Here is a 23,724-nt window from a genome sequence, read left to right as displayed (position 1 = left end):
ACGAAACTATTAATTAACGTCGTCAAGCGTACGCGCGATTTCCTCGACCTCGTAACACTCAATCACATCTCCCTGCTTCAGGTCTTCGTAATTCTCAAAAGCCATACCGCATTCTTGACCGGCATTAACCTCTTTCACTTCGTCCTTAAAGCGACGAAGGGAACTAAGCTCCCCTTCATGAATAACGACACTGTCCCGAATAAGTCTGACTCTGGCACCACGACGCACCAGCCCGTCTGTTACTTTACACCCTGCCACTTTGCCGGATTTAGAAACATTAAATATCTCAAGTATTTCAGCATTGCCAAGCATGGTTTCGCGTAAATCAGGACTCAACATGCCGGACATGGCAGCTTTCATATCATCAACAAGGTCATAAATCACATTGTAATAACGGATTTCAACGCCTTGCTCGTCAGCCAAATTCCGCGCCTGTGAATTTGCGCGAACATTGAAGCCCAGAATAGAGGCGTTGGAGGCCGCCGCCAATGTAATATCGCTTTCTGTAATACCGCCAACTGCCGTATGTACCACGCGGCCGCATACTTCATCAGTGCCGAGCTTATCTACCGCTTGTGAAATTGCTTCGGCAGACCCCTGCACATCAGCTTTCACAACAATCGGAAGCTCTTTAAGCTCAGTGTCTTTGAGCTGCTGCATCATCTGATCCAGCGTTGTGCGATTGCCAGAGGCTGTTCGTTTCTCACGACTGATGCGCGCGCGATATTCAGCAATCTCTCTGGCCTTAGCTTCTGTCTCGACTACGTTGAACATATCCCCCGCAGACGGTGAACCACCAGCACCCAGCACTTCAACCGGAGATGCGGGAAGCGCAGATTTTATGCTTTCGCCTTGATCATCCAGTAGCGCGCGAACGCGACCGGATTCTTCACCGACAACAAAAATATCCCCGACAGACAGCGTGCCACGTTGCACGAGAACAGTCGCAACCGCGCCTCTGCCTTTTTCGAGTTTTGACTCGATTACAATGCCTTCCGCGGCCCGGTATGGATTAGCTTTTAGATCAAGCAATTCAGCCTGCAGCAGAACGGACTCGAGTAAATCATCAAGCCCTGTTCCAGCTAAAGCAGAAACTTCCACGAACTGAACGTCACCGCCCATGTCCTCAGAAATAATTTCATGCTGTAGCAATTCATTCTTCACCCTGGTCGGGTCGGCTTCGGGCTTGTCAATTTTATTCACCGCAACCACAATCGGCACTTCCGCGGCCTTGGCGTGGCTGATGGCTTCAACAGTTTGTGGCATCACACCATCATCAGCAGCAACAACAAGAATAACAATATCCGTAACCTTAGCACCACGCGCACGCATGGACGTAAAGGCCGCATGACCCGGTGTATCTATAAATGTTACCTTTTCACCGTCATCCTTGGTGACCTGATAGGCCCCGATATGTTGGGTAATGCCCCCGGCCTCACTAGTGACAATGCTGGTTTTGCGTAAGGCATCCAGCAAGGACGTTTTACCGTGGTCAACGTGACCCATAACTGTCACAACCGGCGGGCGCGGCTTTTTATCGTCATCGGTGTCTTCTTCAGTATCAATGCTATCTTCAACATCTGCATCTGTGACGCGGTTGACCTTATGCCCCAATTCTTCGGCAATTAATTCGGCTGTGTCAGCATCAATCGTATCATTGATTTTTGCCATAACACCTTGCTGCATGAGCAATTTAATAACATCTACAGCGCGCTCCGCCATGCGGTTAGCCAGCTCTTGAATAGTAATCGACTCAGGCAATGTAATAGTACGCGCCACTTTTTCGCGTGGCTCCATGGACATTGACTGTCTTTTTTCGCGCTCGCGGCGGCGGCGAATAGACGCCATTGAACGCATCCGTTCTTCATCATTAAGCGCATCGTTAATGGTTAGTTTTCCTGTACGTCGTCGCTGCTGCTCACCGCGTTTAGCAACGGCAGGACGCCGCGGCTCTTCGGTTTTTTCTTTGCGGCGTGCAGGTGTATCTTCACTCGTACGTGCTGGTTCTTTCCGGCGCGGTGTAGCTGGCGCTTCCGTGGTTTCCACTGGTGCCACAAGGACATCTGTAATGTCCGGTGACTCAAGTTTTCTTTTCGCCTCTTCTTTTAAGCGTTCAGCTTCTTCTAAGGCCCTCTTTTCTGCCTCTTCTTTTTCCCGAATAGCTTCTTCAGCCGCCCTTACCTTGGCATCAGCAACAGCAGCCTGACGTGCGGCCTGCTCCTGACGGGAAAGACCGCCAAGATTATTTTCAGAAGTTTGCTCTTTAACCTCAGGGGCTTTTGTTTCAACTGGCTCTGTTACGCTTGGCGTCACTGAACTTGGAGCCGCTGCATTAGCTGGGGCAACCATGCGTTTACGTTTGCGCTCAACCTGAACAGATTTAGTCCGGCCATGAGAAAAATTCTGACGCACCTGACCAGAGTCAACAGTCCGCTTCAAGCTCAGCGTCTTGCCGGTCTTTTGTTCGTCAGTTTTTTCGTTCTCTTCTTTTTCACTCATATCCGTTATCACTTCCAACCTAATAGCATAAACCTATTGTCATATGTTGAGGCCTTATGCTGCCTCGTGTCCGTTAACATAAAGAGACAATCTGTCAATCGATGCGTTCAGGCGTTCGGCCCATCCTGAACCGATAATGCCTGCATGTATAACATTTGTCTGGCCTAAAGCCATACTTAATCTGGCGGAAGGCAAAAACGTAACTTGTTGGCATTGTACCGCCTCAGCGAGGCGTGTCATTTTCATTCGCCCATCTTCCGCACCGTCAGATGCCGTCAACAGCAACTCACACTTCCCTGATTTCAAACTGCTCTCAACTTTTGCGAAACCATTAAGAACGGCCCCGGCGCGGCGCGCCAAGCCTATAAGCCCAAGCACTTTATCCATAAGTTGTGACTCAATTTTATCTAGAAATGAGGCGGAAATAACCGGCTCATCATCTAACCGGTCTTTGACAAAAAGCCTTATGAATGTCCCATCACGAAGCGACTCCTCAAGAGTGCCTCGATAGCCCAAAAGTCGAATACCTTCGCCAGGTAGCTCCTCGGATAAATCAGCAATAACCGCATTATCAGGCCCGATGACGAACCTGATTGTTTCTTCACGCGGTAGCAGCTTTCCGGTCAGCGCACATTGCAAATTTTCTGTCATGGATGATGCACACTCTCATTATTCTGTCGGGGTGTCTGTTGCTGGTTCAGATGTTTCGTTAGAAACAACATCTTCAGCAGGTGCTTCCGGATTTATTTCCGAAGTTGCCTCTGGCGTTTCCTCAGAGGTATCAACCTCAGCACCCTCATCGTCACCAGCCTCATCTTCAGAAGCCAATAAGTCTTCCTCTGTAATCCAGCCGACCATGACACGCGTGTTCATAATCATTGTTTGCGCTTCATCTGCAGACACATCAAAATCATCAAATATACCCGGCTGACGTACGCGCTGCCTGTCAACAGACTCATACCATCCCGTTAAATCATCAGGAACACAGCCTGCAAAATCTTCAAGCGTGAAGACATCATTTTTGCCCAGCGCAACAAGCATAGCAGGCGTAAGACCTTCTACATTCATTAATTCATCGGCAACACCAAGGGCTTTGCGCTCTTCATCAAGCGCCTGATTTTGTCTGTCGAGATGCTCGGTTGCGCGTCTCTGCAGTTCTTCCGCCGTTTCATCATCAAAACCTTCAATGACTGTTATTTCATCAAGCGGTACATAAGCGACCTCTTCAATCGTGGCAAAGCCCTCAGATGTCAGAAGCTGTGCAATCATTTCATCAACATCCAGAGAAGCCATGAAGATTTGCGTTCGTTCGACAAATTCCGCCTGACGCCGCTCAGACTCTTCCGCTTCAGTTAGAATATCGATATCCCAGCCAGAAAGCTGGGAAGCCAAGCGGACATTCTGCCCACGGCGTCCGATTGCCAAAGAAAGCTGGTCATCCGGCACCACAACCTCAATCCGTTGAGTGTCCTCATCAAGCACAACCTTCGCAACCTCGGCAGGGCCAAGACCGTTTACAATAAAGGCGGCAGCGTCTTCGGACCATGGAACAATGTCGACTTTCTCGCCTTGAAGTTCATTAACAACAGCCTGAACACGGCTGCCGCGCATACCCACACAAGCCCCAACAGGGTCAATGGAATTATCATTTGAAATCACAGCAATTTTCGCACGACTACCCGGGTCACGGGCGACGGCTCTAATTTCAATCACCCCATCATAGACTTCCGGCACTTCTTGGGCAAAAAGCTTTGCCATAAAAGCTGGATCCGTCCGGGATAGAATGATTTGCGGGCCACGTTGCTCGCGCTTGACATCCTGAATGTAAGCACGAATACGATCATTGGGATTAAATACTTCACGAGGGATGAGATTATCACGCCTTAGCATGGCTTCCGCGCGCCCAAGATCAACAACGACATTACCATATTCAACGCGCTTCACGATGCCGGAAGCAACTTCGCCAACCCTGTCTTTATATTCTTCATATTGGCGCTCACGTTCAGCGTCACGTACACGCTGGACAATAACCTGTTTTGCCGTTTGTGTTGCAATTCTGCCAAATTCAACCGGCGGCAATTCCTCACTTAGAAATTCACCGATTTCTGCATCCGCCTTAATTTTTCTGGCTTCGTCCAGGGTTAATTGCGTGTTGTCGTTTTCAACATCTTCAACCACCTCCATAAACCGCTTAAGGATTGTGTCGCCGGTTTTGGTATCGATTTCTGCGCGAATATCATTCTCCGCGCCATATCTTGCCTTGGCAGCTTTTTGAATTGCATCCGCCATAGCGCCAAATACCAGTTCAGGTTCAATACCTTTCTCCCGCGCCATAGACTCAGCGATACGGAGGAGTTCAAGTTTATTTGCGCTTACGCCAGTTGCCATTTTAGTCTCCATTTTTCCCTTTTTGACGCTTTAAGGCGTCAGCAATCATTTCGTCATTCGCCACTAATCGGGCTTCTACGATATCCTCAAATTTAAAACCAAGCGTTGGGGTCTCATCATGCCCATTCAACGGTACATCCATCAAAACCTCGCCATCCTCAAAGCCTGAAAGCACCCCACGAAAGCGCTTGCGACCATCAAAAGCACGGGACAATTCCAGCTTGGCTTCAAACCCTGCCCACCGGATAAAATCTTTCGGGCGGCAAAGTGGGCGCGCCATACCAGGTGACGAAACCTCCAAAATATATTGCCCCTTTAACGGGTCTTCCACATCCAACACTGCCGAGATTGCACGGCTAATACGCTCGCAATCCTCAACCGTAATCATGCCCTCATCTCTGTCGGCCATAATCTGGAGAACTTGTTCACCATCCTGACCGGTCATGCGAATACGCAATAATTCCAACCCGCTATCTTGAACAACTGGCGCAACCAGAGACAAAAGCGGTGCGGCAGGGCCGGGCGCCATCAAATGCGCGGCGGTTTCCCAAGCGTCTTCCAGCGCGATAGCATTGTCTTTTTGCGCCATATTTTGTGCGGGTGCTGTATCTGTCATCATCCAATACTACTGCTGAAAAAAACCAATAAAAAAAGCGGGGGCGTTTCCGCCGTCCACTTCAAAAAAAGCAGCCTGTTTCGAAGGAATATACAAAGTGAAACTGAAAAAGCAAGAAATTTTAATCTCTTATTATTTCGTCAAATATCAAATCTAAAGATACCCAGGCCGAATATGCTCACGGTGCTGGAACCGCAAATATGTCGGCGTCCGCCCTGCAATCAAAGCCTTTTCCTCATAGCGTGTCCGAACCCAACCTGCAAAAGGGGTCTGCCAATCTGCGGACGCCCGCGCCTGCCACTCAAACCCTCCATGATCGCGTATATGCATCAAAGCCCATGAAACATAATCCGGAATATCGCTGGCAAAATAAAACATCCCATCTGGCTGCAAAAGGCGATGAATGTGATGCAGATTTTCTGGATTTACAAAACGCCTTTTATGATGCTTTTTTTTCGGCCACGGGTCGGGGTAGAGCAAATATACCGCCGCAAGACAACTATCAGGCATTAATTCAATAAGGTCACGCGCATCCTCATCATGAATACGAATATTTAGTAAGTCATGTTGCTGGATGTGATTAAGGAGCTTGGCAACGCCGTTGAGAAATGGCTCGCACCCGATAAACCCGATATTTGGATTTGCCTCGGCCTGAGCCGCCAAATGCTCACCGCCACCAAAGCCAATTTCCATAACCAAGTTTTCTGGTTCAAAATTGTTGTGCGTAAAGGCCAGAATCGGCGCGGCGGCAAAGTCGGTTATTCTGATGCCGGGAAGAAAACTCTCAACCAAACGCGCCTGCTTAGGATGTAGCTTATGCCCTTGCCGACGTCCGTAAAAAACCCTTCTAATAAGGTCATTTTTATTGGTATGGGACTTTGTATTCACGCGGTGTATGTGCCGGATTTAAAGTGCTGACTTAATCGCCTCAACGAGATCCGTTTTTTCCCAAGAAAAACCGCCATCATCTTCAGGTTGGCGACCAAAATGTCCATAGGCCGCAGTGCGCGCAAATATTGGTTTGTTCAGGCCAAGATGCGTTCTAATCCCTCTCGGGCTGAGATCCATAACTTCGCCAAGCACACCTTCCAGCTTCGTCGCGTCCACTTTTCCGGTTTCATGCAGATCAACATAAACAGAAATTGGCTTTGAAACACCAATCGCGTAAGAAAGCTGAATTGTGCATTTATCAGCAAGGTCTGCTGCGACAACATTTTTGGCAAGATAGCGCGCAGCATAAGCCGCCGAACGGTCAACCTTTGTCGGGTCTTTGCCGGAGAACGCACCACCGCCATGCGGGGCAGCACCACCATAGGTATCTACGATTATCTTACGACCAGTAAGACCGGCATCCCCGTCAGGCCCGCCAATGACAAACGTGCCAGTTGGGTTGACGTAAAATTCATCTTCAGGGCACATCCAGCCGGATGGCAAAACAGCTTCGACAAATGGGCGTACAAGTTCACGGACATCACTCTGTGACAGGCCTTCATCATGTTGTGTCGACACAACAACTGATGTTGCTGCGACTGGTTTTCCGTTTTCATATTTAAGGGAAACTTGGCTTTTGGAGTCCGGGCCCAAACCTTGAACGGCACCGGACTTTCTGGCCTGTGCCATATCTGATAGAATTTGATGAGAGAACGCGATGGGCGCCGGCATTAAAGTATCCGTTTCCCGACAAGCATAGCCAAACATAATACCCTGGTCGCCCGCACCTTCATCCTTATTGCCGCCATCACTGTCTACGCCTTGCGAAATATGCTTTGACTGGGCGTGAACATAAACATCCACATCAGCGTTCTGCCAATGAAAACCGTCTTGTTCATAGCCGATGTCACGCACACGCTCACGGGCGATATTGACCATTTCTTCAGCACTAATAAGACCTTCTGGGCGTACTTCACCAGCCAAAACAATTTTGTTGGTTGTTGTTAATGTTTCAACAGCAACACGCGCTTCAGGTTCTTTAGTGACAAAAGCATCCAGAACGCTATCCGAAATCAGGTCACACACTTTGTCCGGGTGACCTTCGGAAACTGACTCACTTGTAAAAATATAATCTTGACGGGCCATAAAACCTCCACTCGTTGGCAAATCTTTAGCAGGGCGTCGCGCATTAGACAAGCCATATAAAGCTTTCCTTATGTGTTTTATTTCTATTTTTGCAGACAGGACAGGCGGTGGGTGTTGTTACCCCGCGAGAGATTTTGCCATATCAATGTGTGCGCGGCGGGTCCGGCGAATTTAATGCGCGTAAAAGCGCGGTTTAAACTCATACCTTCATTTTTGCTGACAAAATCAAGAAATTTTGGAATGGGGGCACTGTCCTCCATTCTGAGATAAGAGCCGGATGTTTCATACCCTTCAAAGAAATAAGAGATATCAACTTCGAGAATACGTGTGAGTTCAAACAAGCGAGATGCTGAAATCCGGTTCGCACCTTTTTCATATTTTTGGATTTGTTGGAAAGACAAGCCAACCTTTTCACCGAGTGCCTCTTGGCTCATGCCAGAATCAACACGTCTCAGCTTGAGCTTATAACAAATATGTTTATCGATATTAGATGGATCTTTTAACGCCACCAGAAAAACTACGCTTGCAATGATTTCATATTAGATATCAGTATTTAATATTAAATTCTACTGATTTTTACTTTTTTAAATTTCGGGTCGCCGCAATTTGAAAGTAAACCCCACGACAGCAAAGAGCATTAGGGAAAAAATCAAATCCCCGTAGCGGGCATAGATTGTCTCATGGACAGCTGGGGGCAGAGGCACGTCTAAAACCCCCCTTTGCATCAATGGCATCAAGGCTTGCTGGCGGCCCAGCGCATCAAAGACAGCAGAAATGCCTGTATTTGCTGACCTTATAATGGGCAGCCCCTCTTCGATTGTGCGCATGCGCGCCATTTCAAGGTGTTGCCAAGGGCCCGCAGATTTTCCAAACCACCCATCATTAGTCACCGTGATTAATACATCTGGACGCGCCTCTGCAACAACGCGGCCAGGAAAAATCACCTCATAACATATGAGGGGCGAAAAAGACTTGCCCAGCCTGCCAAGTGCAAGCGACCTAGGCCCATCACCTGCAGTAAACCCACCACGCAATCGGGTAAGCTGCTGAAGTCCGAGAAATTCTAAAAACTTTTGTTGCGGGAGGTACTCTCCAAAAGGCACAAGGTGATGCTTATCGTAAAAATCTTCAATATTACCCTCAGGAGAAATCACAAAAACGCTGTTAAAGCTTCGCCATGGCTTTTTATTTTCCGATACACCGGCATCAGATGGAGCATCACCAGCCCCACCTGATTTTGTATCTGATGCCTTAGCAAGAGGCTCACGCCGCAATCCACCAGTAATCAAATACGCACCATCTGGCAAAATATCGGTGATTTGCTCTCGCAACCATACATCCCTATACAGCAATGCGGGCAAGGCCGTTTCTGGCCAAACCACCACATCTATCGGCACGTCAGCAGGCTGTCCGGTCAACTCCAGATGTGTTCGAATAATCCCCAACCGATTTTCAGGTATCCATTTTTCTTTTTGCGGAATGGATGGCTGCACAATTCTGACCATCACGGAATCCGTTGTTGCCGGCTCATAAGAGTTGAGCCTCGTATAACCATCCCAAACAGCTAGCAAAAAACCCAAAAATAACAGGGCTGCCAACTTTCTTTCGTGCCGGATGAAGAGAGGGAGCATCGCCACGCTTAACATAAGGAGCGACAAACCATGAACTCCCCATAAACGGGCTGATTGCGCAAGTGGTAGCCAGCTTAATGCCGACATGCCATACAGATTCCAAGGCAGGCCAGTCAATATGTTGGAACGCAACCAGGATACCAGTACCAGGCATAAAACAAGCCCAAGGGCGCGCACGGCAAATCTGGGCTGATCACTAAAAAGACGAAACCAAACAAGAGCGGCCAACATAGGAAACACCGCGAGACCAGCAGGCAGAAGTGTTACAGCAAAGGGCAGAGCCCATAAAAAAAGGTCCGGCTCCACCAAAAAGGCAAACCCAATCCAGTAAAGGCCGATAAAGAATTGACCAAAGCCGAACAGCCAGGCGGTAAGCGCAACATTCTGCCAACGCCGGATGCGCTGCAATCTCAATAACAAGGCGGGAAAAATAAAAAATAAAACCGGCCACGCCCCAATCGGGGGCATTGCCAGAGGCACAAGCGCACCGAGGAAAAAATCAAAAATTCCACCCCTTACAGGAGACAGTAGGGCCAGTCTGGCTGACTGATTATCAATCCAGTTTCTGAGCAGGTGGAGCATCATCTTCAGATTTTACCTGAACCTTTTTCTGTCTAATACGCAGGGTTTTAATGCGACGCGGATCAGCATCTCTGACTTCAAATTCAATCCCGTTTTTGTGGATGATGACCTCACCGCGCTGCGGGACACGACCAGCCAGCGTAAACACCAGCCCACCCAGCGTATCAATATCCTCATCTTCATCAATGAGAGTAATGCCGAGTTTTTCTTCAAGCAACTCAATGGGAGTGCGCGCCTGCGCCTCCAAAATATCGCCACTACGCGTTACAATTTTAGGGCCGTCCTGGTCGTCATATTCATCCTCAATTTCACCGACAATTTCCTCGATTAAATCTTCAATCGTTACAAGTCCATCAGTGCCGCCATATTCATCTACAACCAATGCCATATGGGAACGCGACGCCTGCATCCGGAGCAGTAAATCCAGCGCCGGCATAGAAGGTGGCGCAAATAAAATATCTCGAATAAGCGCCTTAAGCGGCACTTTTGGGGCTTTCCCGGATAACATAACCACGAGATCTTTAATGTGCACCATGCCTATCGGATGATCCAGCGACTGATTATAAACCGGCAGGCGCGAATGACCGGACTCCGAAAACAAGCCGCCCAAATCCTCCAATGAAGTTTTTTGATCAACGGCAGTAATCTCCGCGCGCGGCACCATGACGTCTTCAACGCGCACATCTTTGAAGCCAAGGAGATTTCTGAGCATATGAAGCTCTTCGCCGGTCAGACTTTCATCATTACCAGCCTCTTCCTCAAGCACATCTTCGAGGCTTTCGCGCAAATTTGTGTCCGGCGGAATGAGAATGGATTTGAGTTTAGCCCATAAACTCTGGCCCTGAAATTCAGAACTGCTCATATAACATTTTCCTTATTCTTTTCCTTATAGGGGGAAGCCACTCCGATATTGGAAAGCACTTTGACCTCCAGAGACTCCATTATGTCAGCCTCCTGATCTGTTTCATGGTCAAACCCCAGCAAATGAAGAACCCCGTGAACAACAAGATGTTTAACATGATGCACGGGCGGCAAATTGGCGTCATCCGCTTCAGCCTCAACAGTTTGTCGCGCCAGCACAACATCACCTAACAAAACGGCAGAGTCAGCATAGACAGCCTCTGAGCTAGCGTCCCAATTCGGAAAGGAGAGAACATTTGTCGGGCGATCAATGTTCCGCCATTTGGCATTAAGGGTTTTCATTTCCTTATCATCCGTCAAACGAATGCTAATCTCAATATCAGCTTCGGGAAAAGTCATAGCCGTATTCGCCTCAATACCGGCATGAAATGCTGCGATTGCCGCATGTCGAATATCAGCGTCAACACCCGCCCAAACACCTGTTTCCCAATCGGATTGCTCGGCTTCAATCTCAACTAAAAGGGCGCGCTCATTTTTATTTGCTACATTTGCAGACGTTTGATCAGGCATTTCAATGCAATTTATACCATTAACAGTCCAGTTATGTGAAGCGGCAACGCTTTCGGCTTCTCTCGAAACTCTTCATTCACTCTCAGGGGCTTTACTATCTTCCGTTTCATTATTGTCTTTAAAATCTGTGAGTTTTCTGTCGCGTTTATTATAAGCTTTGACGATGCGGGTGACCATATCGTGCCGCACAACATCTTTCTCCGTAAAGTTCACAATACTGACCCCTTTAACTTTGGGCAGAATTTCCATCGCATCACGCAGGCCAGATTTTGCCCCAAAAGGTAAATCCACCTGACTCGGATCACCAGTAATCACCATGCGGCTGTTTTCGCCCATTCTGGTCAGGAACATTTTCATTTGCATCGGTGTCGCATTTTGGGCTTCATCCAAAATGACAAAAGAATTTGCCAATGTCCTGCCGCGCATAAAAGCGAGTGGGGCAATTTCAATTTCCCCGGACTCCATGCTCCGCATAACCTGCGGCCCGGGGAGCATGTCGTAAAGCGCATCATATAGCGGGCGCAAATAAGGGTCGACCTTGTCCCGCATGTCACCGGGCAGAAAACCCAAATTTTCCCCCGCCTCTACGGCTGGCCGTGAGAGGATGATTCTATCCACCTTACCTTCAACAAGCATAGACGCCGCAACGGCTACCGCGAGATAGGTTTTGCCGGTTCCTGCGGGGCCACTACCGACAATCAACTCGTCGCGCATTAAGGCTTCAATGTAACTTGCCTGTGTGGGCGACCTTGGCGCAACCGCCCGTTTTTGAGTTCTGACACCGCTGTTCAAATCTTGCCCACCCGATCCTTTGCCGTTTTTGACGTATGACTTGTTTTTCTTAACCTTTAAGGGCGCCACTGTCATGCGTAGCGCACCATCAACATCACCTTTACTGATACGATCACCAGCTTTAAGACGGCTGTAAAGCTGCTCTAGAACCTCGCCAGCACGCTGGCATGCTGTTTGATTGCCGGAGAGGAAAACCTTGTTACCCCGGCTAACAATGGATATGCCGAGCGTTTCTTCAATTCGAACCAGATTGGTATCGTGTGCTCCAAAAAGTTCACTCAGCAAAAGATTGTCATCAAAATCAAGAATTAGCTGACTGTTATATCTGGAGCGATCCGCGGTAGCTCCGGCTTTCAAATTGCTCAATCGCGGGCTCCTCGAATATAGCTGTTAAGTTGAAATATCATTAATAAAAATATGGCGTGATTGCGTCTGCCGCGCAAGGGACAATCCCTGAATTCACACAAGCTTCATATAGGTGTAACATCTAAAGGAGCAAATCCAAATAAGAATTAAATAGAAGAAATTCTACCAGACAGGCTGTTAGCGTGAGCTTTTTCAATTTTGACAGGCAAAATTCTCCCGATTACCGTCTCATCTGCATCCACATGAACGGTTTGCAAATAAGGGCTGCGCCCAACCATCTGCCCAACTTTTTTACCCTGTTTTTCGAACAAAACCTCTAGCGTCTCATTCGTCTGCGAAGCATTAAAGGTGACTTGTTGAGCATTGAGAACATCCTGTAGGCGCGCTAGACGCTCTGATTTTACATCTTCAGCAATCTGCTCTTCCTCAGAAGCTGGCGTTCCGGGGCGCGGGCTATATTTGAACGAATATGCTTGCGCGTAAGTCACCCGCTTCACAAGATCCAGCGTCGCGGTAAAATCCTCTTCGGTCTCACCCGGAAAGCCAACAATGAAATCAGAGGACAATGCAATATCAGGACGTGCAGCACGGATGCGGTCAACCAGCTCGATATAATCCTCCGCCGTATGCTTGCGATTCATGGCTTTGAGGGTTTTATCCGATCCGGCCTGCACGGGCAGATGCAAATAAGGCATCAGCTCAGGCAAATCAGCATGCGCTTCGATTAGCGCATCATCCATATCACGCGGATGCGAAGTGGTATAACGAAGGCGCTCTATGCCATCCACTTGCGCTAACCGCCTTAATAGCTGCCCCAATCCCATATCATTTTCTTCAGCGTCAAGCCATGCATTGACGTTTTGCCCCAAAAGAGTGATTTCACTGACGCCTTTTTGCGCAAGGGACACGACTTCGGCTTCAATTTCTGCCGCAGCGCGGGAGACTTCAGCACCCCTTGTATAAGGCACAACGCAAAAGGTGCAGAATTTATCACACCCCTCCTGAACAGTGACAAAGGCAGCAGGACTGCGGACCAAGGGCTGTCGTGGTGTTTCGAACAACGTGGTGAATTTTTCTTCCGCCGGAAAGCTTGTTCTGACGACGCCCTTTGCTTTCTTGATATGTCCGTTTTCTTCCAGCGCGTCGGCCCTGTTATCCGCCAGCTCCTCAAGCATTTCGGGCAATGCCTGGAAAGTCTGAGGGCCGAACACCAAATCCACCGTCGGCGCACGAGAGAGCATTTCTTCACCCTCCGCTTGGGCAACACATCCGGCGACACCGATAATCATATTTTCATTTATGTCTTTTAGCTTTTTGAGCCGACCAAGCTCGGAATAAACTTTCTCAGCCGCTTTCTCACGGATATGGCAGGTATTGAGAATAACCATATCGGCCTTGTCTGGCGTATCCACCGGATGATAGCCAGCCGTATTCAGCGCCTCGCCCATGCGTTCGCTATCATAAACATTCATTTGGCATCCATAAGTCTTTATGAAGACGGATTTATGCTTTTCCATGATTTTCGTTTAGACAGTTTAGACGTTCTAGGCAAGAGGCTTGGGGGAGACTTCGAACTCGGGTGTCACATCAGCATCTGACGCCACAACAGAAACAGAGCCCACAGTGGTGTTAGCAACACCATTTTGTACTTGACGATGGGCGGAGAGAGCAAGCTTCTTGCGCCCCCCTGCGGCAACAAGATTGGTGGGCTCGTGGAAAGTTAAATTAATCGTGAAAGAATAGCTTCTCAAGACATGAAGCATATTGGCTAATAAACCCACATCACCAATCCAGGCATATTTTATCCGAATGCGGCGACTCATCGGAATACCGCTTAATTCTGCGAAAGCGACGGATAAAGGTTGAATAGGTATCGGCTTGTCGTCTTCTGGTAACTCAGCCGCCGCAAAAAGAGCAGACTTAAAGGGAAATACAATTGTACCATCCCCTGTTGTCCCTTCAGGGAAGAGCACCAAACGGCTGCCATTAAGCAGTCTGTCCTGCATAGCATTTCTCTGATTAGCCGTATCACTGCGTCGATCCCTATTTATAAAAAGTGTCTTTTGCAATTTCGCCATAGATCCGAAAATAGGCCAGCCAGATATATCCGCTTTGGCAACAAAATTAACAGGCAAAACGGAACCGATAATGCATATATCCAGCCATGACACATGATTACTGACAATCAGCGTCCCCGGCGCAGGCAAAGGCCCCGACAGCCGTACTCTAGCACCAATAATTTTGAGGACGCCTTTATGAAAAAGTTGCGGCAAGAAATGACTGCCGGGCAAACGCAGAGTAATTATAAGAAATTGAAAGGGAGTAAGAAGAGCTATTAATGCTAAAACTAATATCAGGCGAAGAGCAATACGAACAATATCAGGAAGCATAATTAACTATCTTGATTATCGTCAGAAGCACCTGCGGGTTTTCCATGTTCAAGCGGAACACCGTAAAGCTCCAACCTATGATCAATAAGCTTATATCCTAGCTTCTCTGCTACTTGCCGCTGGAGTTCTTCAATGGCATCATTTGAAAATTCGATAACTTTTCCGGATTGCAAATCAATAAGGTGATCATGGTGATTCTCAGAGATCGTCTCATATCTTGAGCGACCATCTCCAAAATCATGGCGAGTCAAAATGCCGGCTTCTTCAAAGAGTTTGACAGTGCGATAAACCGTGGCGATTGAGATCCCCGAATCTTCGAGAACGGCGCGGCGGTGAAGCACTTCAACATCAGGATGGTCATCCGACTCGGACAGGATCCGAGCAATAACACGACGCTGACCCGTCATGCGCATACCGGCGCGCTCACAAAGAACTTCAATTTTACTGTTATCAGCCATAATCACTCTTACCTAAAATTAAACTCTGTTCCAAGTCCGATTTCCATTAAAAAAGCATCTCTTTTACCTTCAGGGCCCGCATAATAATTTTTACGAACCCCTATGCGTTTAAATCCTGCGCGACTATAAAGCCCCAAAGCGGCCTCACGATCCGGAGCCACTTCCAGAAGCATGCGTGTCGCCCCCTTATTAAAAGCATGAAGCATTGCAGCTTTTAATAAAGCAACACCATAACCTTTCCTCCGCAGGCCGGGCAACACAGTAAAGGTAAGAATCTCAGCGGTCTCGAAACTTATTTGGGTCATAATGAACCCGGCGGAAAACTGGTGAACAAAAACACCTGGCATAGCAAGCATTTCAGACATGGCCTTATTATTCCAGTGTTGTTCATATGCGCTCGTAAAACCACCCTTATGCAGATCCGCAAGGAAAGCCGGGTCAGCTTGTGCCGGGCAGATTATAGGCTCTCCACCATCTATGTCTTCAGGCGGGGATAGGTTGGTATCGTGAACTTTCATAATCATGAAAAGTTTTCACCCCTCTTGGCGCGTCAGGAAGCTGGAAGCATCGGGAAGAGCTGCATCGGGCGGGCGCAAATACAAAGGCTCTGGCGGCGGTGTATTTTCCGGCAAGACCTCCTGACGGGCAACCCAATCGGCAATCAACCCAGCCTGAGGCCAAAAGGGCATTTCTAGACATGACACAGCATCTGCACGCATGAGCGCGGCAAGAATTTCAGACCCCGAACCAATAATGTTGGAACGGGATACACCTTCCTTTGCTATAATTTTTACCAGCGCTTCCGGGGTATGAGCCATCACTTCACTAACAGGGTGACCTTGCGCATCAAAAATCTGGCAATAAAGTTCACCACGTCGTGCATCAATCGCAACAATGCAGTGATGCGCTTCATCTTCCTGCATCATTTGTTGGATAGGCAAGGCAAGAGCATGTGTGGTTGTTATGGGATATAACGGCAGGTGGTGGCTAATCCTTATGGCGCGCATCGCCGCAAGCCCCACCCGCACACCTGCAAATGTTCCTGGCCCCACCGTGACACCCAACCTATCCACATCCTGCAGACCAACGCCAGATGACTCTAAAATATCAGCAATCATCAAGGGAAGTTTTTCGGTATGCCCGCGACCTGTTTCTTCAAGACGCTCAATGATGTTGCCATCTGCAAGTGCAAGCGCAACAGAGCACGCCTGTTGTGACGTGTCACAAGCCAGAACGGTAGGGCGGTGTTGCGGGTCAGGCAATAGTGCAAGCATCCTCAAAGGAAAGGCGTGGCGAACGTTCGAAAACAGCCGACGGATCGCCCTTACCTAAATTACATAGAAAGTTTACCTTTATCGTGCTGTTCGGGAAAAAAGCCTCCTCAACCCCTATTGGGTCAAAGCCTGACATCGGGCCAACATCAAGCCCCATTGCACGCGCAGCAATCATTAAATACGCGCCCTGCAAGGAGCTATTTCTAAGAGCCGTCTCTGCAGCAAAATTATCGTCATTGCTGAACCATTCCCGCGCCTCTGGCAGATGCGGAAAAAGCTCGGGGATACGGTCATAAAATTTAACATCATGCCCGATAATCGCACACACGGCGGCTGATTTCGTTTTCTCTTGATTGCCCCCCATAAGGTGCGGCAATAGCTTTGCTTTACCTTCTTCACTGCGGACGAAAATAACGCGCGCCGGAGAGCAATTCGCACTCGTTGGGCCATATTTCCAAATATCGTAAAGCTCTTTGAGCATGTCGTCCGTTAGAGGCGCATTAACATAAGCATTCTGTGAACGCGCTTCACGGAACAATAAATCCAACGCTTTATTATCTAGCGTATTGTCAGACATGACTATCTCCTTCTGCACCACCTTCTGTTGCCCTCACTTCATTAATTTCAGGGATAAAGTGCTTCAGTAAGTTTTCAATGCCATGCTTGAGCGTCGCGGTTGAACTCGGGCAGCCAGCACATGCACCACGCATAGTTAGAGAAACCACACCGTCCTCATAGCCGTGAAAAACGATATCCCCACCATCCTGCGCTACGGCAGGACGAACACGCGTATCTAGCAACTGCTTAATGGTGGACACAATCTCAGAGTCACCTTCTTCACCATCAGCGCCTTCGGAAACATCTTGAGGGGCTGGTGTCTGGTTAATAACGGGCAAACCCGTTAAAAAGAAATCCATCAATGCGGTGAGAAGAATGGGCTTAAGTTGCCGCCAATCATCCTCAGATTTTGTGATTGTAATAAAATCCGAGCCAAGAAAAACACTACTTACCTGAGGAATCTTGAAAAGTGATTCCGCAAGAGGGGAAGCTTTAGCGCTCTCAGCATTCGGGAAATCAGCCGGCGGCGCAGCGCCCATCACATCGTGCCCGGGTAGAAATTTCAGTGTTGCTGGGTTTGGGGTTTCTTCAGTTTGTATAAACATTCTTTCTCCAGATTTTCGTGCACGGATCTTATTTAGGTCAACGCATCTATTTCATCATCACTTAACTCGCCCGGCACAACTGTAACGGGGATGTGAAAACCCGCCTTTCCAGTAGCCAGAGCACCGACAAGCGGCCCCGGGCCGGCTGGGTCCGTGCCGGCGGCAAGCACAAGGGTTGAGATGGTCTTATCACTATTGATTAGCTCTATCACCTGCTCAATTCTGTCACCCTCCATTATATGGGTCTCCGGCAAGCGTCCGGCAATTTTTTCAACCTCTGTAGAGAGTTCTTTTAGTATCTGCTCGGCGTTCTCTTTGGCCTCTTCTTTCATCAACGTTTCCACACCAAGCCAATGCTCAAAGCCGCCGGGCTCCAAAACCACAAGCAGAGCTAACTGGCCGCCATTGCCATGCGCCCGTCGCTCGGCCCACCGCAAGGCCGCGCGTGACTCGGGCGTGCCATCAACGACAACCAGAAATTTTCGCGGTAAGTGTGCGTCTTTATACATGGTTATAAATTGCCTTATCTCAAATGATGCGGCAAGCGCTGTTTTGTTCTTGTTCTTTGTCGCAGATATTAAAACCGTCTTAGGTCGAGAAACCAACCATTTCTTTCACTTTTGACAAAACAGGGCTTGCGATGGCATCAGCCCGCGCCGCACCGTCGGCAAGAAACGCCTCAAGATGCTCGGGTGCATCAAGCAAACGGGACATCTCCGCGCCTATCGGGGCAAGCACCTCGACAGCCAAATCTGCCAGAGCCGGTTTAAATTCTGAGAATTGCTTGCCACCATATTCGGTGAGTACAGCATCCACATCCCGATCAGATAGAGCAGCAAAAATACCCACAAGATTCGATGCTTCAGGACGCCCCTGAAGCCCTTCCTTGTCGCCGGGAAGCGGATCAGGGTCTGTCTTGGCCTTCTTGATTTTTTTGGCAATCTCATCAGCATCATCCGTCAGTGTGATGCGAGACATTTCAGATGGTTCAGATTTAGACATTTTACGTGATCCGTCGCGCAATGACATCACACGCGTCGCCGCTCCGGTAATAACTGGCTCCGGCAAAGGGAAGAAAGGCGGTGCATTTTCACCGAGATAATCATGATTAAATTTTTGCGCTATGTCTCGCGCCAGTTCGAGGTGCTGTTTCTGATCATCACCGACCGGCACATGTGTTGCACGATAGGCCAAAATATCTGCCGCCATCAAATTGGGATAAACATAAAGACCGACTGAGGCATTTTCACGGTTTTTACCTGCTTTTTCCTTGAACTGGGTCATCCGGTTCAACCAACCAATACGAGAAACGCAATTTAGAATCCAGCCTAACTCAGCATGAGCAGAAACACGGCTTTGATTGAAAACAACATGTTTAGTGGCATCCACCCCGGCTGCCAGAAACGCCGCAGTCACTTCGTAAATATTCTGTTTCAACTCCTGCGGATCCTGCCAGACAGTTATGGCATGTAAATCAACCACACAATAAATGCAATCATGGCTGTCCTGTAAGGCAACAAAATTTTTGATCGCGCCAAGATAATTACCAAGATGGAGATTGCCAGTCGGCTGGACACCAGAAAAGACCCGTGGATGGAAATCCGTCATTTAATCATCCTTTTCATTTTCATCAGCCTTATCACGCAATGCGTTGGATTTGGCAAGCCGTGACGCACGATCAAGAGATTTAAAATTGCCAAGTAAATCTCTTCCCAAAGCCCCTGTTACCAAAGCGGAGAACAGGAAAAGCACTGTGCCTGCTAGAATATGACCACCAAGCCATAGCGCAAGTGACACAGTCTGATTAGGTTCACCTTCAGGCGGCGCAAAAGGAGAATTATAAAGCACCACAGCCATCAGCACTGCCGAAAAAAGAATTGCCAGCGTGCCAAAAACCAAAGCCCTATCAGGTCGCCAGCCACTGATGAACAAATGCACACTCATGGTTACCAGTGTGAGCCATCCTGCAATGCTCGTGGCAATGGCAATCGCTACATGCCCATAGATAGGGAAGAATGTCAGGCTAATAGCGATATTCGCCACCACACCCAGCGCACCATAAATAAAGGGATAAAAAGTATTCTCGCGCGCGAAGAAGCTTGGTTGCAAAACTTTAATGCCTATAAAAGCGGGAAGGCCAATGGCAAAACCCATAAGCGCAACACCGGTAGCCGTAGTATCTGCCACAGAAAATGCGCCGCGTTGAAACAAAACGGCAATGACCGGATCAGCCAGAAGATACAAGCCGACGGCACATGGGATAGAAAACAATATGGCGATTTGCAAACTGCGATTCTGGCTGTTGCGCGCACCCGCCTCATCGCCCGCCTTTAATCGCCGCGAGAGGTCAGGCAATAAAGCGATTGAAAGGGCTATGCCAATAACACCAAGCGGCAATTGATATAGCCTGTCGGCATAATAGAGCCATGACGCCGCCCCATTTTGTGCAGAGGCGATATTCGTCCCCACTAATAAATTAATTTGACCTACGCCCGCAGCGAGTACGCCCGGAATACCCAGAGTCAAAACCCTTTTTACATCCTCGGTAAGGCGAGGGCGTTGCAGTCTTATGCCCAGACCAGCTTGCTTGACCGCGAACCAAACCATCAGAAATTGCACCACCCCGGCAATCGCAACGCCCCAAATCAAGGATGCGAGACTGTCCCGCCCCATCATTGCCGCCAATACCAGAGCGCCAATTAGAACAACATTGAGCAAAACAGGCGCAAATGCGGCAACAGCAAAACGACCCGACGCATTCAGCATCGCCGCATAAAGCGACAAGAGCGACATGAAAACAAGATAGGGAAAGGTGATGCGCGAATAGGTTACTGCCAAATCAAACTTTTCCGGCGTAGCCCGAAAACCGCCCGCCAGCGCATGCACTAAATAGGGCATATACCACTCAGCAAGAAGCGTGAAAACAATCAGTCCGGCAAGCAATACCGCCAAAACCTCTGCCGATAACTTGCGCGCCGCGTCAACACCTTCAGCTTCCATCCGCTTTGCAAAAACAGGCACAAAAGCAGCGTTAAATGCGCCCTCTGCAAAGAGCCGACGGAAAAGATTAGGCAACCTAAAAGCAACAACAAATATATCCGCCAAAGGGCCCGCGCCCAATGAGGCTGCAATCATCACATCGCGCATAAACCCAAGAATACGACTCATTAAAGTCGCAACCCCCGCCGTCGCCGCAGCTTTGATTATGGAAAAACGCTTCATCAAGCCGCTTTTCTTCCTTGTTTAGCTGGTTTGGCGCGTTTTGGGTTGGATTGGTTAGCTAGCACCATCTCCAAGCCGTCCATTATGGCCGTCAATTTGGATTTACGTTTTATTTTTTCTCCTGTTAGGTCTTGCACATAAAACACATCCACCGCTCTTTCACCAAAAGTAACCGCGCGCGCCGATACGATTGTTACATTGAGATTAAATAATGTTTTGGCGAGGGCATAGAGTAATCCTGGCCGGTCAAGTCCGCTGACCTCAATAACTGTCGAATGACTCGATAGCTCATTATCAATCGTCACATTATTAACAACATTAAAGGCGTTAACCCGCCGTGAGAAAGGCACATCTGCAAGGCGGTCAGGAGGTAAAATATCGCCCTGTAAAACACTTTTTATGGTTGCAATAAGTCTTTTAACTCGCGCCTTATCGGGAAAGTTTTCACGCTCAGGCTCTTGCAACCGCAAAACATCCAGCGCCATGCCGTCCTTGGTGATGGCCAGCTTGGCATCAACAATCGTCAACCCAGCCACAGCACATGCGCCCGATAAACGCGAAAACAAGCCGGGATGGTCAGGGCAGGTGAAGTTTAACTCAAGAATTTCCTGCTTTTTATCTTCCGTAACCTCAATCTGAAAAGCTGAGTCTTCAACCGAAGAGAGCAAAGTCGCATGCTTAATTTTTGTATCAATGTCGTAACTCAACCAATAGGCATCATGATGACGGGCGATATATTTCTTGCATTGGGCTTCCGCCCAATCGGGCATGTTTTTTTTCAAAACATCGAGAAATTCCTTCTGAGCATTTGCAACCCGCAAGGGTCTGTTGGCATGGCTGGCAGAACCAACCAATAAAGCCTCGGCCTCAAAATAAAGCTCTCGCAAGAGCTGGCCCTTCCAGCCATTCCAAACACCCGGCCCGACGGCACGAATATCGACCACGGTGAGAACTAATAAATGGCGTAATCTTTCTAACGTCTGAACACTCGATACAAAATCTTCAATGGTTTGTGGATCCGTCAGATCGCGCCGTTGCGCCGTATCACTCATAACCAGATGGAATTCCACAAGCCAGGCTACAAGTTCGGTTTCATTTTTGGTCAAGCCAAGCCGTGGCCCAAGACGCCGAGCAATACGCGCGCCAGCAAGCGAGTGATCCTCAGGCCTCCCCTTGGCAATATCGTGGAGCAGGACAGCCAGGTAAATCACCTTGCGGTTGATATTTTGCGACATTAAGCGGTGCGCCAACGGACTGTCGTCCTCCAATTCACCGCGCTCCAATTCAGACAAAATACCAATGGCTCTGAGCAAATGCTCATCAGCCGTATAATGGTGATACATGTTAAACTGCATCATAGCGACAATCCGCCCGAAATCCGGCAATAGCTTGCCCAAAACTCCGGCCTCATTCATGCGGCGCAAAATGCGCTCAGGGTGATTGCGCGATGTGAGGATTTCCAGAAACAGCTTATTGGCTTCAGGGTTTTCGCGTAAATTCTTATCAATAAGGTGGCGCGACCGCGTTACCTCCCGCAACGTATTGGGGTCGATTAGCAATTTATAATCATTGGCAATTTTAAACATGCGGATGAGATTGACTGGATTGCGACGAAAGACATCCGAGCGAACCATGGTGAGGCGCTGTCCGGATATGGTGAAACCATGTACCTGTTTTTGACGTTGGAACAGCGCCGGCAAACGCGCCATGCGACCTGGCTTGGTTTGCTCCGCCTCAAGGCGCGCGCAGAAAATTCTTGTCAGATCGCCAACATCCTTGGCGATTAAAAAATATTGGCGCATGAAGCGCTCAACCTTACTGAGGCCACTTGTGGACCTGAAACCCATTGCTTCTGCCATGGCAGATTGATTGTCAAAGCCCAGCCGCTCCTCGGCGCGCCCTGTCAGAAAATGCAAATGACATCTGACAGCCCATAAAAAATTGTCACAACGTTTAAAAAGGTTCAGCTCCTCCCGAGAGAGAAATCCGCAACTTACCAGCTCATCAACCGTGTCAACCGCATAACAATATTTAGCAATCCAGAATAATGTGTTCAGATCGCGCAACCCGCCCTTACCTTCTTTAACATTGGGTTCAACCAAATATCGGCTTTCACCACTTCTTTTGTGCCTGAGGTCACGCTCATCCAACTTGGCTTTGACAAAATTACGCGCCGACCCGCTTAGAATTTTTCCAGCAAATTTCTTACGAAATTTAGTGAACAAGACTTCATCACCCGTCAAAAAGCGTGACTCGAGCATCGCTGTCCGGGTCGTCATATCCTCTTTGGCTTGGAAGATGCAATCCTCAACATCACGCGTCGCGTGTCCAACCTTAAGCCCCATATCCCAGAGCATATATAAAATAAATTCCACGACTTCCAGGCTGGCTTTGTCTGCATTTGGCGGGGTGATAAATAGCAAATCAATATCAGAGCCGGGTGCAAGACGCTGGCGCCCATAGCCCCCAACCGCAACAATCGCACATGATATCGGCTGCCCATCTTCACCCTTCAAAAGATTGTTAGCGAAGCGCGCCAGTTCAACAATAATATCATCCATCAAAGTGCTAATGACTTCTGCACATTTGCCGCCACGATAAATCCGGTTGAGCAAGTTTTTATGCGCGCGCGCATGCCCTTTTGCCAGTGTCTTTTTAAGCATCTCAAGCGCTCTAGCTTTTGATTGATTGAGGGCATCATCAGACACGTTCATATGGTCGCGCGCAATTTTATCAAACTCTTTTCGAATTTTTCCTGCCGTATGTGGCTTTTTTAATTTTTGTGACTGTTTAGTTTTCATGAGCCCATTCACTTAAAATCCAACCCCCCTTTTAT

The 23,724-nt window shown here is 48.5% G+C and carries 22 protein-coding genes; all 22 read right to left on the bottom strand.

The genetic code is table 11. The annotated features are described in order from the left end of the window. Window positions 1-9: 9 nt before the first annotated feature. Window positions 10-2,499 carry a translation initiation factor IF-2 gene (gene infB / locus RS24_RS07850; RefSeq protein WP_021777673.1) on the bottom strand — a complete coding sequence of 830 codons (2,490 nt, stop codon included), beginning with the start codon at window positions 2,497-2,499 and terminating at the stop codon, window positions 10-12. Between the two features lie 54 nt (window positions 2,500-2,553). After that, window positions 2,554-3,150, bottom strand: a complete 597-nt coding sequence (locus RS24_RS07845; RefSeq protein WP_021777672.1) for a DUF448 domain-containing protein — start codon at window positions 3,148-3,150, stop codon at window positions 2,554-2,556. Window positions 3,151-3,168: 18 nt separating this feature from the next. Next, complete coding sequence (nusA, locus tag RS24_RS07840; protein ID WP_021777671.1) at window positions 3,169-4,887, bottom strand: transcription termination factor NusA; 1,719 nt, start codon at window positions 4,885-4,887, stop codon at window positions 3,169-3,171. Between the two features lies 1 nt (window position 4,888). Next, window positions 4,889-5,506, bottom strand: a complete 618-nt coding sequence (gene rimP / locus RS24_RS07835; protein ID WP_051295614.1) for a ribosome maturation factor RimP — start codon at window positions 5,504-5,506, stop codon at window positions 4,889-4,891. Between the two features lie 150 nt (window positions 5,507-5,656). Beyond that, window positions 5,657-6,391 (bottom strand): tRNA (guanosine(46)-N7)-methyltransferase TrmB, encoded by a 735-nt coding sequence (gene trmB, locus RS24_RS07830; RefSeq protein WP_051295613.1) that lies wholly within the window; start codon window positions 6,389-6,391, stop codon window positions 5,657-5,659. A gap of 18 nt (window positions 6,392-6,409) precedes the next feature. Then, window positions 6,410-7,579, bottom strand: coding sequence for a methionine adenosyltransferase (gene metK / locus RS24_RS07825; RefSeq protein ID WP_021777668.1), 1,170 nt, complete (start codon window positions 7,577-7,579; stop codon window positions 6,410-6,412). Between the two features lie 83 nt (window positions 7,580-7,662). Then, window positions 7,663-8,088 carry a helix-turn-helix domain-containing protein gene (locus RS24_RS07820; RefSeq protein ID WP_021777667.1) on the bottom strand — a complete coding sequence of 142 codons (426 nt, stop codon included), beginning with the start codon at window positions 8,086-8,088 and terminating at the stop codon, window positions 7,663-7,665. A gap of 75 nt (window positions 8,089-8,163) precedes the next feature. Then, the gene (gene lnt / locus RS24_RS07815) at window positions 8,164-9,795 is read right to left on the bottom strand and encodes an apolipoprotein N-acyltransferase (protein ID WP_021777666.1); all 1,632 of its coding nucleotides are present in this window, start codon (window positions 9,793-9,795) and stop codon (window positions 8,164-8,166) included. Next, the gene (locus tag RS24_RS07810; RefSeq protein ID WP_021777665.1) at window positions 9,764-10,654 is read right to left on the bottom strand and encodes a hemolysin family protein; all 891 of its coding nucleotides are present in this window, start codon (window positions 10,652-10,654) and stop codon (window positions 9,764-9,766) included. The genes lnt and RS24_RS07810 overlap by 32 nt, the downstream gene beginning before the upstream one ends. Beyond that, window positions 10,651-11,223 carry an rRNA maturation RNase YbeY gene (ybeY, locus tag RS24_RS07805; protein ID WP_021777664.1) on the bottom strand — a complete coding sequence of 191 codons (573 nt, stop codon included), beginning with the start codon at window positions 11,221-11,223 and terminating at the stop codon, window positions 10,651-10,653. The genes RS24_RS07810 and ybeY overlap by 4 nt, the downstream gene beginning before the upstream one ends. 72 nt (window positions 11,224-11,295) lie before the next feature. Beyond that, window positions 11,296-12,381 (bottom strand): PhoH family protein, encoded by a 1,086-nt coding sequence (locus tag RS24_RS07800; protein WP_021777663.1) that lies wholly within the window; start codon window positions 12,379-12,381, stop codon window positions 11,296-11,298. 146 nt (window positions 12,382-12,527) lie between these two features. After that, window positions 12,528-13,898, bottom strand: coding sequence for a tRNA (N6-isopentenyl adenosine(37)-C2)-methylthiotransferase MiaB (gene miaB / locus RS24_RS07795; RefSeq protein ID WP_051295611.1), 1,371 nt, complete (start codon window positions 13,896-13,898; stop codon window positions 12,528-12,530). 27 nt (window positions 13,899-13,925) lie between these two features. Then, window positions 13,926-14,771 carry a lysophospholipid acyltransferase family protein gene (locus tag RS24_RS07790; protein ID WP_021777661.1) on the bottom strand — a complete coding sequence of 282 codons (846 nt, stop codon included), beginning with the start codon at window positions 14,769-14,771 and terminating at the stop codon, window positions 13,926-13,928. 2 nt (window positions 14,772-14,773) lie between these two features. Further along, complete coding sequence (locus RS24_RS07785) at window positions 14,774-15,229, bottom strand: Fur family transcriptional regulator (RefSeq protein WP_021777660.1); 456 nt, start codon at window positions 15,227-15,229, stop codon at window positions 14,774-14,776. 8 nt (window positions 15,230-15,237) lie between these two features. Next, window positions 15,238-15,753: a GNAT family N-acetyltransferase gene (locus tag RS24_RS07780; RefSeq protein ID WP_021777659.1), complete on the bottom strand. Its 516-nt coding sequence runs from the start codon at window positions 15,751-15,753 to the stop codon at window positions 15,238-15,240. Between the two features lie 9 nt (window positions 15,754-15,762). Continuing rightward, a complete protein-coding gene (gene tsaB, locus RS24_RS07775) occupies window positions 15,763-16,491 on the bottom strand; it encodes a tRNA (adenosine(37)-N6)-threonylcarbamoyltransferase complex dimerization subunit type 1 TsaB (protein WP_157833798.1) in 729 nt (242 codons plus the stop codon). Beyond that, window positions 16,484-17,080 (bottom strand): malonic semialdehyde reductase, encoded by a 597-nt coding sequence (locus tag RS24_RS07770; protein ID WP_021777657.1) that lies wholly within the window; start codon window positions 17,078-17,080, stop codon window positions 16,484-16,486. Before RS24_RS07770 ends, tsaB begins: the two co-directional genes overlap by 8 nt. Next, complete coding sequence (locus tag RS24_RS07765; protein ID WP_021777656.1) at window positions 17,073-17,666, bottom strand: NifU family protein; 594 nt, start codon at window positions 17,664-17,666, stop codon at window positions 17,073-17,075. The genes RS24_RS07770 and RS24_RS07765 overlap by 8 nt, the downstream gene beginning before the upstream one ends. 32 nt (window positions 17,667-17,698) lie before the next feature. After that, window positions 17,699-18,175 carry a universal stress protein gene (locus RS24_RS07760; RefSeq protein ID WP_021777655.1) on the bottom strand — a complete coding sequence of 159 codons (477 nt, stop codon included), beginning with the start codon at window positions 18,173-18,175 and terminating at the stop codon, window positions 17,699-17,701. Between the two features lie 79 nt (window positions 18,176-18,254). Beyond that, window positions 18,255-19,274: a tryptophan--tRNA ligase gene (gene trpS, locus RS24_RS07755; protein WP_021777654.1), complete on the bottom strand. Its 1,020-nt coding sequence runs from the start codon at window positions 19,272-19,274 to the stop codon at window positions 18,255-18,257. Then, window positions 19,275-20,888 carry a murein biosynthesis integral membrane protein MurJ gene (murJ, locus tag RS24_RS07750; RefSeq protein WP_021777653.1) on the bottom strand — a complete coding sequence of 538 codons (1,614 nt, stop codon included), beginning with the start codon at window positions 20,886-20,888 and terminating at the stop codon, window positions 19,275-19,277. After that, a complete protein-coding gene (locus RS24_RS07745) occupies window positions 20,888-23,689 on the bottom strand; it encodes a [protein-PII] uridylyltransferase (protein ID WP_021777652.1) in 2,802 nt (933 codons plus the stop codon). The genes murJ and RS24_RS07745 overlap by 1 nt, the downstream gene beginning before the upstream one ends. Between the last annotated feature and the right edge of the window lie 35 nt (window positions 23,690-23,724).

This window comes from Candidatus Micropelagos thuwalensis (genome assembly GCF_000469155.1).
Taxonomy (GTDB): Bacteria; Pseudomonadota; Alphaproteobacteria; order RS24; family RS24; genus Micropelagius; species Micropelagius thuwalensis.
The sequence above is the reverse complement of the archived record's forward strand: the minus strand, read 5'-3'. Positions and strand labels throughout refer to the sequence as shown.

Excerpts from the sequence above, each read along its gene's own strand:
- RS24_RS07745 (WP_021777652.1), bottom strand. The coding sequence starts at position 23,689 with ATGAAAACTAAACAGTCACAAAAATTAAAAAAGCCACATACGGCAGGA.
- rimP (WP_051295614.1), bottom strand. The coding sequence starts at position 5,506 with ATGATGACAGATACAGCACCCGCACAAAATATGGCGCAAAAAGACAAT.
- infB (WP_021777673.1), bottom strand. The coding sequence starts at position 2,499 with ATGAGTGAAAAAGAAGAGAACGAAAAAACTGACGAACAAAAGACCGGC.
- miaB (WP_051295611.1), bottom strand. The coding sequence starts at position 13,898 with ATGGAAAAGCATAAATCCGTCTTCATAAAGACTTATGGATGCCAAATG.
- RS24_RS07790 (WP_021777661.1), bottom strand. The coding sequence starts at position 14,771 with ATGCTTCCTGATATTGTTCGTATTGCTCTTCGCCTGATATTAGTTTTA.
- RS24_RS07810 (WP_021777665.1), bottom strand. The coding sequence starts at position 10,654 with ATGAGCAGTTCTGAATTTCAGGGCCAGAGTTTATGGGCTAAACTCAAA.
- murJ (WP_021777653.1), bottom strand. The coding sequence starts at position 20,888 with ATGAAGCGTTTTTCCATAATCAAAGCTGCGGCGACGGCGGGGGTTGCG.
- RS24_RS07765 (WP_021777656.1), bottom strand. The coding sequence starts at position 17,666 with ATGTTTATACAAACTGAAGAAACCCCAAACCCAGCAACACTGAAATTT.
- RS24_RS07785 (WP_021777660.1), bottom strand. The coding sequence starts at position 15,229 with ATGGCTGATAACAGTAAAATTGAAGTTCTTTGTGAGCGCGCCGGTATG.
- RS24_RS07760 (WP_021777655.1), bottom strand. The coding sequence starts at position 18,175 with ATGTATAAAGACGCACACTTACCGCGAAAATTTCTGGTTGTCGTTGAT.
- trpS (WP_021777654.1), bottom strand. The coding sequence starts at position 19,274 with ATGACGGATTTCCATCCACGGGTCTTTTCTGGTGTCCAGCCGACTGGC.
- lnt (WP_021777666.1), bottom strand. The coding sequence starts at position 9,795 with ATGATGCTCCACCTGCTCAGAAACTGGATTGATAATCAGTCAGCCAGA.
- RS24_RS07770 (WP_021777657.1), bottom strand. The coding sequence starts at position 17,080 with ATGTCTGACAATACGCTAGATAATAAAGCGTTGGATTTATTGTTCCGT.
- RS24_RS07780 (WP_021777659.1), bottom strand. The coding sequence starts at position 15,753 with ATGATTATGAAAGTTCACGATACCAACCTATCCCCGCCTGAAGACATA.
- nusA (WP_021777671.1), bottom strand. The coding sequence starts at position 4,887 with ATGGCAACTGGCGTAAGCGCAAATAAACTTGAACTCCTCCGTATCGCT.
- RS24_RS07845 (WP_021777672.1), bottom strand. The coding sequence starts at position 3,150 with ATGACAGAAAATTTGCAATGTGCGCTGACCGGAAAGCTGCTACCGCGT.
- metK (WP_021777668.1), bottom strand. The coding sequence starts at position 7,579 with ATGGCCCGTCAAGATTATATTTTTACAAGTGAGTCAGTTTCCGAAGGT.
- ybeY (WP_021777664.1), bottom strand. The coding sequence starts at position 11,223 with ATGCCTGATCAAACGTCTGCAAATGTAGCAAATAAAAATGAGCGCGCC.